General features: G+C 39.5%; 11 protein-coding genes and 2 tRNA genes. 8 read left to right on the top strand and 5 right to left on the bottom strand.

Going from position 1 to position 12,266, the window contains the following annotated elements:
* Positions 1-86: 86 nt before the first annotated feature.
* Positions 87-1,208, top strand: coding sequence for a lactonase family protein (locus HWE15_RS03125; protein ID WP_290506035.1), 1,122 nt, complete (start codon positions 87-89; stop codon positions 1,206-1,208).
* Here the strand turns inward: HWE15_RS03125 and HWE15_RS03120 are convergent, their stop codons facing one another.
* Entirely contained in the window at positions 1,209-2,279 is a 1,071-nt protein-coding gene (locus HWE15_RS03120) for an o-succinylbenzoate synthase (RefSeq protein WP_290506034.1), read from the bottom strand.
* Positions 2,280-2,334: 55 nt separating this feature from the next.
* On the opposite strand from HWE15_RS03120, the gene HWE15_RS03115 reads away from it, so the two are divergent.
* Complete coding sequence (locus HWE15_RS03115; RefSeq protein WP_290506033.1) at positions 2,335-3,549, top strand: S-adenosylmethionine:tRNA ribosyltransferase-isomerase; 1,215 nt, start codon at positions 2,335-2,337, stop codon at positions 3,547-3,549.
* Position 3,550: 1 nt separating this feature from the next.
* On the opposite strand, the gene HWE15_RS03110 is transcribed toward HWE15_RS03115, so the two are convergent.
* Positions 3,551-3,955, bottom strand: a complete 405-nt coding sequence (locus HWE15_RS03110) for a LytTR family DNA-binding domain-containing protein (protein ID WP_290506032.1) — start codon at positions 3,953-3,955, stop codon at positions 3,551-3,553.
* 294 nt (positions 3,956-4,249) lie between these two features.
* On the opposite strand from HWE15_RS03110, the gene HWE15_RS03105 reads away from it, so the two are divergent.
* Positions 4,250-5,737 (top strand): hypothetical protein, encoded by a 1,488-nt coding sequence (locus HWE15_RS03105; protein WP_290506031.1) that lies wholly within the window; start codon positions 4,250-4,252, stop codon positions 5,735-5,737.
* Here the strand turns inward: HWE15_RS03105 and HWE15_RS03100 are convergent.
* Positions 5,734-6,996, bottom strand: coding sequence for a hypothetical protein (locus HWE15_RS03100; protein WP_290506030.1), 1,263 nt, complete (start codon positions 6,994-6,996; stop codon positions 5,734-5,736). The genes HWE15_RS03105 and HWE15_RS03100 overlap by 4 nt on opposite strands.
* 210 nt (positions 6,997-7,206) lie before the next feature.
* Positions 7,207-7,458 carry a hypothetical protein gene (locus tag HWE15_RS03095; RefSeq protein WP_290506029.1) on the bottom strand — a complete coding sequence of 84 codons (252 nt, stop codon included), beginning with the start codon at positions 7,456-7,458 and terminating at the stop codon, positions 7,207-7,209.
* Between the two features lie 232 nt (positions 7,459-7,690).
* Here HWE15_RS03095 and HWE15_RS03090 point away from each other — a divergent pair.
* Both HWE15_RS03090 and HWE15_RS03085 read left to right on the top strand, forming a co-directional pair.
* Positions 7,691-7,779, top strand: a tRNA-Ser gene (locus HWE15_RS03090).
* 344 nt (positions 7,780-8,123) lie between these two features.
* Positions 8,124-8,205, top strand: a tRNA-Leu gene (locus HWE15_RS03085).
* A 7-nt stretch (positions 8,206-8,212) separates the two neighbouring features.
* Here HWE15_RS03085 and HWE15_RS03080 read toward each other — a convergent pair.
* Positions 8,213-9,310: an AI-2E family transporter gene (locus HWE15_RS03080; RefSeq protein WP_290506028.1), complete on the bottom strand. Its 1,098-nt coding sequence runs from the start codon at positions 9,308-9,310 to the stop codon at positions 8,213-8,215.
* 237 nt (positions 9,311-9,547) lie between these two features.
* Here HWE15_RS03080 and HWE15_RS03075 point away from each other — a divergent pair, with 237 nt between their 5' ends.
* The 3 genes from HWE15_RS03075 to HWE15_RS03065 all read left to right on the top strand — a co-directional run bounded on the left by HWE15_RS03075 (position 9,548) and on the right by HWE15_RS03065 (position 12,260).
* Positions 9,548-10,312, top strand: a complete 765-nt coding sequence (locus tag HWE15_RS03075; protein ID WP_290506027.1) for an alpha/beta hydrolase family protein — start codon at positions 9,548-9,550, stop codon at positions 10,310-10,312.
* A 91-nt stretch (positions 10,313-10,403) separates the two neighbouring features.
* Positions 10,404-11,540 (top strand): 1-acyl-sn-glycerol-3-phosphate acyltransferase, encoded by a 1,137-nt coding sequence (locus HWE15_RS03070; protein WP_290506026.1) that lies wholly within the window; start codon positions 10,404-10,406, stop codon positions 11,538-11,540.
* A 150-nt stretch (positions 11,541-11,690) separates the two neighbouring features.
* The gene (locus HWE15_RS03065; RefSeq protein WP_290506025.1) at positions 11,691-12,260 is read left to right on the top strand and encodes a peptidylprolyl isomerase; all 570 of its coding nucleotides are present in this window, start codon (positions 11,691-11,693) and stop codon (positions 12,258-12,260) included.
* The last annotated feature ends 6 nt before the right edge of the window (positions 12,261-12,266 follow it).

The following is a 12,266-nucleotide window of genomic DNA, read 5'->3' as shown; positions in this document are numbered from 1 at the left end:
GAAAAAATTGTCATTTCTTCAAAATAAAAGACAAATCATTTCCATATTAAAACTCATTTCAACCTGCATTTTTTGTACTTTTCAGCATGAAAAAATTATCATTCCTTCTGATTTCCTTGCTCACATTTGCATGTCAGCCAAAAACCTCCGAATCAATCAAATCCATGAATTACGAGTTTCTAATAGGATCTTATACAGATAGCCCAGAAGAAGGCATCAGCCTTTTAACTTTTTCTCCTTCAAATCATTCGTTATCAATTTCGACCATCGCTCCAGAAATTATCAATCCGTCTTTTGTCTTAGCCGATGAGGAGCGAGTATTTGCAGTTGAAGAAACGGAAGGACCAAAAGGAGGACAAATTCTTAGTTTCCAATGGGATGAGACACACCAATCTCTTCAAAAGGTTGATGAGAAAAACACGGAAGGAAACCATCCTTGCCATATAGCATACCGGGATGGCTTTTTGGTGGTTAGTAATTATTCCGGAGGGAATTTCTCCATTCTCAAAGTTCGGGAAGATGGTAGCCTTACTCCCGTTCAGCTGATACAACATAGCGGAAGCAGTATCAACGCTGCCAGACAGGAAGCAGCCCACGTTCATAGCGCAAATTTCAGCCCGGATGGGAAATTTTTGCTTGTTGCCGATTTGGGAACGGATCGAATCTATAGCTACGAATTCAACAAAGAAAATCCCGAGCCAGCTCAGCTTTTGGAAGAAATCCCCATGACTCCGGGCGACGGACCTAGACATCTTAGCTTCTCTCCAAGTGGGAACGAAGTATTCGTTGTACAGGAATTAACTGCCGTATTGGAAGTCTTTGATTATAAAGATGGAAAACTCCAATCCAAGCAGCGACTTTCACTAATTTCTGAAGGCTTTGAAGGAGCGGTGGGAGCCGCTGAAGTTCGGGTTTCATCGGATGGCAATTTTATTTATGCTTCTAATCGAGGGGATGCAAACACGATTTCTGTTTTTTCCAAGCAGGAAGATGGTTCTTACAGCCTGGTTGAGCATGTTCCTTCAGGAGGGATAATGCCTCGAAATTTCATATTGACTGCAGATGGAAAGTATGTCCTAGTAGCTCATCAAGCCTCAGAGAATATCGTGGTTTTCGAACGAGATCAGGAAAGTGGAAAGCTCAAACCAATTTCCCTAGAAGTCACAGTTCCAAAGCCTGTTTATTTATTCGATATTTCTAAATACTAATTAAGAAGGCTCTTCCCAAGGAATAGATCCATCATAGCGAATCTCTCCTTTTGCAATAAGAAGCGGAGATGAAAGGTTATTGTGGTAAAGTTGTCCTGTACCCAATCCCTGCGGGATAGTGGGTTGATAGCTCGAGGCCAACTGTGCGATGGCATTCAAGCCAATATTACTTTCTAGCGCAGAAGTCATCCACCACCCTATTCCTCTTTCCTCGGCCAATCCGATCCATTCCCTAGTTTCCAAAAAACCTCCAACCAAGGTAGGTTTGAGAATGATATGTTGAGGCTTAATCTGATCCAAAAGTCTGGATTTATCCGAAACCCCAATTAATTCTTCATCCAAGGCAATCGGCAATGGTGATTCTTGGCATAGACGTGCCATCTCCGCCACCTGACCGGCTCGAATGGGCTGCTCAATACTGTGAATGGCTAAACTTGCCAATTTTTCAAGTTTTCCTAATGCCTCTGCTGGAGAAAATGCACCATTTGCATCCACCCGTAAAACCAAATCTTCTGCTCCATAGGCCGAGCGAATGTACCTGAGCAAATTCATCTCTTCCTCAAAATCAATCGCTCCAATTTTCATTTTGATGCAGGAAAAACCCTTTTTGATTTTCGAGTCAATTTGTGAGCGCATAAATTCCTTATCGCCCATCCAGATCAAGCCATTGATGGGAATTGCTTGGCCCTTTTCAAAAAAGTCATTTTGGAAAAATCGCTTTTTCCCTCCGTGGATTAAGTCTAAGATTGCCATTTCTAGCCCAAAACGGAAAGCAGGCAAATGGACAGGAACGAGTTCTTGAATCTGAGCTAAAACCGCTTCCTGATCAGTTACGAAATCAATTTTTTCAAAATCTTTTAAAAGCTGTCGAATTTGAACATCAAAATCCGGAATGGCATCCACGCTCAATTTCACCAAGGGTGCAGCTTCACCCCAACCTATCCGACCGGGATGGGAAGTAGCTTCGGCCTTGATCCACCAAGTATTTCTTGAGGTCAAAACTCCACGGGAAGTTCCCGCTTCGAATTTAAAATCCAAGGTTCTAGGAATACAGGTAAACTTCAGGAACATACGTTTGACTAGAATTTGAAAGGGTTATCAGGATTGACCTATATTTGCAGCCAAATTGCTTAAAACTGTGCAGAAGGTTAATCTTAAAGACTACGAATATACGCTTCCCGAAGGTCGAATTGCGAAATATCCTTTAGAAAAAAGGGATCATTCCAAATTGTTACAGTATCGGAAAGGCCAAATTTCCCATCATCACTTTTATGATTTACCGCAATTTTTAGAGGAGGGCACCTTGTTGGTTTATAATAACACCAAGGTAATTCCTGCCCGCTTGATTTTCCAGCGGGAAACTGGGGCCAAGATTGAAATATTCCTTTTGAATCCAGTCCAACCAAGCACTGTTATTCCTGAAATCATGTTGGCTACTTTTCCTGTCACTTGGGAAACCATGATAGGAAATGCAAAAAAATGGAAAGCCGATGAAATTCTTAAAGGCCGCTTGACTGTACAAAATAAAGAGGTCATTTTAGAAGCAAAACTGATCGATCGAGATAAAAGATGGGTTGAATTCAGCTGGAACTCTTCCAAAATCCCATTTGTAGATATCGTTGAAACTAGTGGAGAAATTCCTCTTCCTCCTTACCTGAATCGAAAAGCAGAAGAATCTGATAAGGACCGATATCAAACCGTTTATTCTGAAAAAGAAGGTGCAGTGGCTGCTCCGACTGCAGGATTGCATTTTACAGAGAAAACCTTTGAAGAACTCCGCCAAAAAGGGATTCAAGAGGCACAAGTCACTTTGCATGTGAGTGCAGGAACATTTCAACCTATCAAAGTGGATGACGTCACCCTCCATCCCATGCATAGCGAACAGATTCACCTCACGAAAAAAACCATTCAGCAACTTTTGGAAAATCAGAACCAAACAGTCGCTGTAGGTACAACTTCAGTGCGAACCTTGGAAAGTTTGTTTTGGTATGGCGTGAAACTTTTGGAGAATTCAGGGACAGATTTTCACGTCGAAAAACTATTCCCTTACAAAGACCGGGAAAAACTTCCTTCAAAAAGCCAAGCACTTCAGGCGATTCTTGACCAAATGGAAAAAGAGGGGAAGAAAGAAATCATGGGAGAAACTGAGATTTTTATTTTCCCAGGCTATGAATTTAAAATGATCGAAGGCTTGATCACTAATTTTCACCAACCCGGAACTACCCTCATGTTATTGATCGGTTCAATGATCGGGAATGATTGGAAAAGCGTATATGAGGAAGCTTTAGAGAAAGATTATCGGTTCTTAAGCTATGGAGATAGTAGCTTGTTGTGGCTTTAAGTTACTCTCCTCCTAGCTTTTGGATTCCTTCTATCAATTTGTGATAATAAGTACGACCAACAGGAACAGTATGATCTCCTATTTTCACCTCACGGGTTGCGATCGCTACGATTTCTTCTAATCGAACGATATAGCTTTTATGAATTCGCATAAATTGATCCCGGGGAAGCACATCCTCAAAATCTTTAAGGATGTTTCTGACTGAAACAACAAAATTCTTAGATACTAAAGTCGTGTAGTTTCCATCCCCTTGAAGCCAAAGAATATCTTCAAATTTAACCTTAACCAGAGATCCCTCATGGCGAACGAAGATGGCATCTTTAATCAATAATTTGGAATGATTTTCTAAAGCAGCCTGACCATTCCCATTTCCATTTTTTCTAACTTCCTCCAATAACTCTTTCATCCCTAGCTTATTTATAAAGAGCAACTACTTATTACACTCCTTTGTTTTTGAAGTTCAAATAATCAGGGCTTTTCTCTTTCTCAGGAAGTTTTACAACCCCTAAAGGTCGTTGGCTAAAAAAAACCTACTAAGGTCTTTTTTTCAAAAACAAATAATGAGGCACAGTAAAAGAAAACCTTCGGTTAAAGCTAGCAAACAAAGAATTCAGGTTATTCAATTGCTTTAAAAAATTACCCGCTTTTAAAATTGATTCCAGGAAACAATATGTAATTTTAACCTTTGTTTTTGTAGGCCATGGACATAAAAACCAGATTAGTTTTATTTTTTTCGATTGTTTTTTTTGTCTCCTGTGAAGACTCAATTGAGCCAACTCCTAATCCAATTATTCCTTCTGGGAGTACAGAGGTAACGCTTAATCGAATTCAATTATCTAATTATTCGGAAAGTACTGAGCATACCCTTGAGCCTATCTGGAACCTGAGTTTTAAAAATCTTGAAACTTCAGAATCTAAGTCTTTGGTAGTAGACCCCAATCAAATACCACTGAATGAAAAAATCATTCTGAAAAATGGTAAATATCAATACACCTACGAATCTTCGAATCAACCTGAGTTCTCTAATTTTTTACCGATCAAAATACAGGGGGAATTTGAGGCAAAAGGAGAGCAAATGAACTTGGACCTCACTGGGATAGGTCTTAGTGAAATGATCCAGATCAGTCCAAACTTCCCCATGACTGTCCCCCAAATCGTCAGCCCTGTTGAGCAAACTTTCTATGTAGTGAAGGGCTTTTTTAGGGTCTACACCAAATCGAACCAATTTCTTAAAATAAAAGTGGATAACCCCGGTAGTTTTGATTACCTCACTCTTTTTCAAAACGCTTCTGATTATGGTAATTTCAGAATTCTTTGGCCTGAATCAAGTTACATTTTTGATGGAGCGATCCGGCTGGATGAAGATGGTTTTCCTTTGACCCTCCCTTTGGCTCCTATTGCCACCTTAGACGAATCCCAAAATGAAACTTCCGGTTTGGCTCAATTTGAAGGGCGGCTTTTTGCCATCAATGATGGGGACAATCCAAACCGGATTTATGAACTTGACCCAAATACCGGAGAGGTCCTACGAAGTATTCTTGTTTCCAATGCAAGTAATAGGGACTGGGAGAGTTTAGCCCAAAGTGAGACGCATCTTTTTGTTGGAGATTTTGGGAATAACCAAGGTACCCGCAAAGATTTAGCTATTTATAGAATCGCTTGGCATGAAATTTTAAATCAAGAAACTGTAACCGCTGAAAAAATAAATTTTAACTACCCGGATCAAGTCGACTTTAGCCCCAGAGAAAACCATCGCTTTGATTGCGAGGCTTTTTTATTTTGGGAGGGAAAACTGCATCTTTTCACCAAAAACAGAGAAAGTGAAGACACTGACCATCATGTGCTTCCTGCGGATCCTGGAAATTACAGTACAGAGTTGGTGGAGACACTTCAGGTTGATAAACTAGTGACAGGAGCCACCATTCATCCTATAAATGGGAAAGTCATTTTATTGGGATATAAACTTCCATTGCAAGGTTATATAACCTTATGGGATGGAATTCAAAATGGATTGTTGGGTGAAAACTCCCGCCGGGTTCAAATTGACGAATTCCCCATGGGCTTAACAGAGGGTGTTGTGTTTACTCCTGATGGAAATTCTTGGATTAGCTCTGAACGGGTTTCATTAGCCAATGTGGTGGAATTAAAACCTCAATTAGCAATAATCGGATTAGAAGGGATTTTTTAATCGAACTGGGCAACTTGCTTTGCGTTCGTTCGAATTACTTGATCCAATTCTTCTGCCAAGGGCCGCAGATAGGCGAAGTATTTTTTGTTCTCCGAATCAAGTTTGCGAGAATCAATCAAATCTAATAGACCAAGCATGGAAGAAAGCGGGGATCGCAAAATATAGGAAGGCTGAACAGCCAATTCTCGCAATTGTTGATTTTCTTGTTTGTAATATTCCACCCGTTTTTGGTAAGGAGTCAAATCAACCCCTTGAATCAAAAACACTCCTTTTTTATTTACTTTCTTTATCCGAAACTGCCAATATTCTGTTTTTTCCAAGGTTTTTACCTTCCAATCAAAGCCTTGGTCTTCGGATCTATTTAATTCATTGAATTTCTGAAGGATTTTTTCGTAAAAACCAACTCGCTGTCCCAAATTCAATTCCATCCCTAAAGCAGCTTGTGTATGCGTCCAATGTTCTGAAATTAAGGCCGCCTTTGAATTGCTTTGCAAGAGAATCAATTGTTCATTGACAACCCAAACCGGACCCGGGATTAATTCCAAAGCCTCTTGTGTGATATATTCTTCAGGAGATTTCCACCATCCGTTTGTTGAATCCGGACCTATCAAAATCAAAATATCTTTTGCCTGTTTCAATAAAGTCAACTTCAATCTCACGTTATTCAAGGTTGTGGCCTCAAGCTGTAAAAACTTCTCTTTATCATCCCAAGACTTCAATTTATCGAGTTCTTTAGGCAAGAAACTTAGAAGTGACTCCAACCTTTTTTTCTTTTTACTTGTCAAATGAAGAAGCTTTGCTGAAAAGGCGTCCGACTCCAATAAATTTAATTTAGAGTCTACCTTAATTACCCCATAATCCAGAAGATCCAACAAATGCTCCAAAGGAAGCCCGTCTTCCAGATAATGAAGCGGTAATCCTATCCCAAAAAATCCCAAAGGATCTTTTTCTTGGTTAACCACCATGGAAAACTCCCACCAAATGGACTCTGATAGGCTACTTGATTCAAGTCTCATTAGAAAATGACCTTTCGCCTTAGGATTGGAAAGGAGTCTATCCAATAGCTCTTCCATCTCCGATTTGCTACCGCTGGCAATTAAATCATAGATAGAAACCGGTCCTTTGATACCCGTGTGCATAAAAAATAAAGGGTTTGCTTCACAGACTTCTCCTTCCACATCCATGAATACACAATGGAAGTGCTCAGATTCCTCTAAGAACCCGGGGATTCTTTTTTCTTTTTCCGTGAAACTAACCAAAATAAGGTGAGGGTTAGGGTGATTTTTCTAGTCTTTCTGATACGAATGTTAAAAAATATTTTCATAAAAAAAATCAAATTTTTGTTCTTGAAAATTTCGAAAAACACTGATTATCAGTATTTTATTTGTTTCAATAAAAGAAAAAGTATCTACTAAAACGAAAAATGCTTTTCATCCCACAAATGCTTTCAAAAATATTTTTTGACTTTTTTACAATAAATCTGAAAGCTCTCGAAAATCCTGGTAATCGATCTCTTTGACGAGTAATATTAGCCCATTCAAAAACTCCTGTTTGCAAACCCTAACTTCATAAGGCCATTCCTGAAGTTTGCTTTTTAGTATTTTTTCGGAGCCAAATAATCTTTTGATTTCAAATTCATTATCTGATTTCACCAAAAGAGTCCCTATGCTTTCCCCTGGATTGGAAATCAAAAATTTAGCAGATCTAATTTGAATAATCATGTTTAAAAATTTACTGCCAAATTAGAAAAACATAGAGGATCAGGAATACCATAAACCGGGTAATTTTCAGGAATTGAAGAAAATTGTCAGAAATTCAATTTGAAAATGAGCGCTTTGCAAAATATTTAAAAAAAGGAGGCCACAAGTCCCTTAATTAACTTGTTTTAGTCTTGTCAATTAAATTATATTTGCGACTCATTTGAGATCAGTTCAAGTGAATCTATAAAAATAAAGAGAGTTGGGTGAGTGGCTTAAACCAGCAGTTTGCTAAACTGTCGTACGGGTCAAACCGTACCGGGGGTTCGAATCCCCCACTCTCTGCAAAGCAAGCCTTTCCGCGTAGCGGGAGGGCTTTTTGCTTTTTTAGCCAGTAAGCTTGCTTAAAAGGATAAAAAACAAAAAGACAAAAGCGAACGAAGTGAGGAGGCTTGATTTGTAAACTCCACCTCTTAGGAAAGACGAAGTCAATCCCCCACTCTCTGCAAGAAAACCGGCTTTAGAAATAAGGTCGGTTTTTTTGATGAACAAGTTTTCTAGAATAAATATTGGGGATTAGAATTTAGGGTTTTAAAATAGATCGAAGGCGGATTTGATAAGGTGTGTTCGTAATGGCTGCAGGCATGAGAAATCCCTTCTCTCTACTTCAAACCATCTAAACTCATTTTGCGGACGTGGCGAAATTGGCAGACGAACTGTCTTCAGGCGGCAGCGCCTTCGGGTGTGAAGGTTCGAATCCTTTCGTCCGCACAAATTCTCACTTTGACTTATCAGCGTGGGAGTTTTTATTACCCAACCAAAAAAACCAATTTTTCGAACCGGAGGTTTTTTTTACTGGGACAGAGTCGCTTAATAAAAACCCAAAAGCTTCAAGTCCCTCACTTCGCTCCAAAGTGATTTTCAGGACACCGATCAAAGGAATAAAAAGAACCATTCCGGAAATCCCCCATAGCCAGCCTCCCAGCAAAATGGCCAATATCACCGCAAATGCATTGACCCGAACATGAGAGCCCACAACCAAAGGGGTGATAATATTATTTTCCAGCAATTGAATACTCCAAAGTACTCCTAATGTTAAAAGGGGGTATACAAATGAATCGGTTGTTAGAAAGACATAGAGAATCACAAAAAAGGATGAAACCACCACTCCAGCGTAGGGTATCAAATTCATAATTGCGATAAAGGCTGCAAAAAGCAGGAAATATTTTACGCCAATCAGAAAAAAGAAAATCCCAGAAAGTATGGCAACAATCAGTGTTACTAATATCATTCCTGTCAGGTATGATTGAATCACCCGTCCTGAATCTTTTGCCCAAGAAAGAATTCGCTCTTTACTTTTCACAGAATATCGAATTAAAAAAGCCACAAAAAAATCCCGATAATACATCAATAAGAAGATATAAAGTGGAATAATCCCCGCTAAGGTTAGGGATTTACCTGTAGCAAACAGGGTGTTATTTAAATTTTCCACTCTCAGAATTGACCATAACTCATTTTGATTTTCAGGAAAGATTACCTGCGTACCCACTATTGTATTGAGTTGCTCCATATATTTCCCGAGCTTATCCTTAAAATTCTCACCTATTTCTGGGATATCTCTGATCAAGCCTACCATTTGATTGATCAAAGCATAGACAATTCCAAAAACGACAAGGGAAACAAGGACAATACTAAGAATAATGGCTAAACTCCGTGGAATCCGAAACTTTTCCAACCAGTCGGATACAGGAGACAAGGCAAATGCAAAAAATATCCCCCACACCACAGGCACCAAAATAAATGCCCCTTCACGTAGGATGATGGCCCCGAAAACGATGATGATTAAAAAAAAGGCCGTTCTTTTTAATTTCTCCATAGTCTTTACTCATTCACAAGGGAATATACTAATTCTTGCAAGGAAGTATTCCCCCAACCATCAAAATCATTCAGAAGATCCTTCCGATTATGCATATATTTCTGCATTGAATTTTGATTTCATAATTCACTGCACTCAAACCCAAACACCATGTTGAAAAAAGCTTTACTCCTTCTTTTATTTTTCCCGCAATTCTTATTTGCCCAGGTTGACTCCATCGAAATCAAAAGTCAGCTTATGAATAAAGCACTGCAGGCCGCAGTAACCGTTCCCGGAAGTTACTTTTCAGGTGAAAATCACTACCCAGTCCTCTACCTGCTTCACGGGGGAAGCGGTTCATTTAGTGATTGGCACAAAAAAGTAACCGAACCAGGCTTGGTACCACGTCTTGCAGATAAATACCAAATCATCATTGTAACACCCGGAGTAGCCCCCTCAAGCTATTATTATGACAGCCCGCTACAGGATTCTGTGCAATATGAGAGTTATATAGTCAAAGAGCTCATTCCATTTGTAGACGAAAACTACCGGACGATCGCAAAAAAGGAATCAAGAGCAATCACAGGGCTTTCTATGGGTGGACATGGGGCTATGATGTTGGCCGCAAAGCATCCTGAACTATTCATCGCAGTAGGCACCATGTCTGGCGTGATGAATATCGACACACGACTTTGGGAGGTTCCTGATGAATTTAGAAACCTTCGAAGATCAGGACAGAAACAAATGTTGGGAGAGGATTTGAATTATGAAGCTCCGGAATTCAATCCATATACTATCGTAGGTCTGGTAGATCAAATTCAGGAAAATGGCCATGCAATTATCATAGATTGTGGAGTGGATGATTTTCTAATCAAAACCAACCGACAATTGCGACAACTACTTTTGGATCGAAAAATACCACATGAATACATTGAGCGACCTGGTGCTCATACATGGAAATATTGGACAGAAGCGCTTCCGGTTCATCTTTTGTTCTTTGACAGATACCTTCAACGAAACTAACAGAACCTTATCCACAGAAAGGGATTATCCCAAATTCCAATCGGAAATCTTTCTATAATTTTGCTTTTTGCGAAAGCTTATCAACCCTACTATGTCAAAATTTGATTCAATCAGACCTTTTTTTGATGCGGAAGCGAATAAGGCGATTCTGGAAATCATAGACAACCCTATGCTTGTTGCCATGATGGAATTCACCTTCCCGGAAGATAATAGCCAGCTTTGGAAGGAATTGATGCGCCACACCCATTCCCTTCGCGATTTTCAGATTAACTTTTTTTACCCGGGTGTCATGAAAGTCCTAGAGCGAAGTTCTGACGGTCTGAGCACCTCTGGTTTTGAACAATTGGAACCAAATACCGCCTATCTTTTTGTTTCCAATCATCGGGATATCATTCTAGACACTTCACTTCTAAACGCCTGTCTTTTTGAAAACGGCTTGGTGATGACCACTTCTGCGATCGGAGACAATTTGATCCAAAAACCATTTCTATTGACCCTTTCCAGGCTAAACAGAAACTTTGCGATTCGAAGAGGCTTGAAAGGCAGGGAACTTCTCGAAAGCTCAATTTTAGCTTCTGAGTTTATTTACAATTCCTTGGATCATGAAAACCGTTCTGTTTGGATTGCCCAGCGAGAGGGCCGAACCAAAGACGGAAATGACATGACTCAAAAAGGGGTGCTCCGCATGCTGACATTGGCCGAAAAAGGGGAAGACCCATTTCGGTATTTCCAAAAAATCAAACTGGTACCCGTATCGATTTCCTATGAGTACGACCCAACGGACACCTTAAAAATACCGGAATTGATCGCAAAAGCCCGAGATGAAAAATACATCAAAAGCGAAAACGAAGATTTTTTAAACCTTCTACGGGGGATTATCGGGACAAAAAAGAGGATTCACCTGTCCATCAATGGAGTAATGAATGAGGCCGTTGATCAAATCGCGGAACAAGATGTACCACTTTCTGAAAAGCTAAGCCAGTTGGCTGATGTGATTGATAAAAAAATATGGGAAGGCTATCGACTCTGGCCAAGCAATTTTATAGCCCATGATTTGTTACATTCCAAAGATGAATTCAAATCCCATTACACGAAAAAGGAAAAAGAAGATTTTGAAAAAAGAATTGAAGCAAAAATCAATTCCCAAAACCCTGAGGAATTGGAAAAATACCTTTCCATGTATGCAAATCCGGTAGATAACAAACGAAAGGTTACCCAATTATCCTAAACAAAATTTTTCATTCCGATAGGTGTTGGACAAATAAAACCTAGAAGAAAGTCGTTGGATTTTTGGACAGTTTTAAGGATATCTTTTAACTTAAAAAAGAATTGAATTACGCTTAAAATTCAATTCTTTATAGTACAAAATCCTCCACTTATGAATCCTGTTTTCTTTTCGATTTTCCTTGGATTAACACTCCTGTTTCAAAATCAAGAAGACTATATTCCGGTTGGTCAAATCATTACTCCTTTAGGAGAAATTCTTATTCAATTAGACGAGCGAACCCCAAATCATCGAGAAAGTTTCATCCAATTGGCTGAAGCTGGCTACTGGGATTCCTTGACTTTTAACCGGGTGCTTCCGGATTTTGTAGCACAGGGAGGCTGTCCGGACACACCGGAGGGCTTTAATGACCCTGAATATTTATTAGAGCCTGAATTCCACCCCGAGCTCACCCATGTTTATGGTGCAGTGGGTGCTGGAAGAGATGATAACGAAGGAAAGCTTTCAGCTCGATGCCAGTTTTACATTGTCCAAAATAAAGAGGGATTACACCGATTAGACAACAATTATACGGTCTTCGGAAAAGTCATAAAAGGTATGGATATCGTAGATCAAATTGTCAACGTGGATCGTGATGACCGAGATGAACCCTTAACTCCTATCACCCTGGATATCAACATTGTATACCTAACCAAAAAAGATCTAGAAAAAATCAGCACTTAATAAAAA

The organism is Algoriphagus sp., assembly GCF_013373065.1.
GTDB lineage: Bacteria > Bacteroidota > Bacteroidia > Cytophagales > Cyclobacteriaceae > Algoriphagus.
The sequence above is the reverse complement of the archived record's forward strand: the minus strand, read 5'-3'. Positions and strand labels throughout refer to the sequence as shown.

What these genes read in the sequence shown, in the direction of transcription:
- HWE15_RS03125 (WP_290506035.1), top strand. Translation starts at nt 87, where the DNA reads ATGAAAAAATTATCATTCCTTCTGATTTCCTTGCTCACATTTGCATGT.
- HWE15_RS03120 (WP_290506034.1), bottom strand. Translation starts at nt 2,279, where the DNA reads ATGTTCCTGAAGTTTACCTGTATTCCTAGAACCTTGGATTTTAAATTC.
- HWE15_RS03110 (WP_290506032.1), bottom strand. Translation starts at nt 3,955, where the DNA reads ATGAAAGAGTTATTGGAGGAAGTTAGAAAAAATGGAAATGGGAATGGT.
- HWE15_RS03105 (WP_290506031.1), top strand. Translation starts at nt 4,250, where the DNA reads ATGGACATAAAAACCAGATTAGTTTTATTTTTTTCGATTGTTTTTTTT.
- HWE15_RS03095 (WP_290506029.1), bottom strand. Translation starts at nt 7,458, where the DNA reads ATGATTATTCAAATTAGATCTGCTAAATTTTTGATTTCCAATCCAGGG.
- HWE15_RS03080 (WP_290506028.1), bottom strand. Translation starts at nt 9,310, where the DNA reads ATGGAGAAATTAAAAAGAACGGCCTTTTTTTTAATCATCATCGTTTTC.
- HWE15_RS03075 (WP_290506027.1), top strand. Translation starts at nt 9,548, where the DNA reads ATGAATAAAGCACTGCAGGCCGCAGTAACCGTTCCCGGAAGTTACTTT.
- HWE15_RS03070 (WP_290506026.1), top strand. Translation starts at nt 10,404, where the DNA reads ATGTCAAAATTTGATTCAATCAGACCTTTTTTTGATGCGGAAGCGAAT.
- HWE15_RS03065 (WP_290506025.1), top strand. Translation starts at nt 11,691, where the DNA reads ATGAATCCTGTTTTCTTTTCGATTTTCCTTGGATTAACACTCCTGTTT.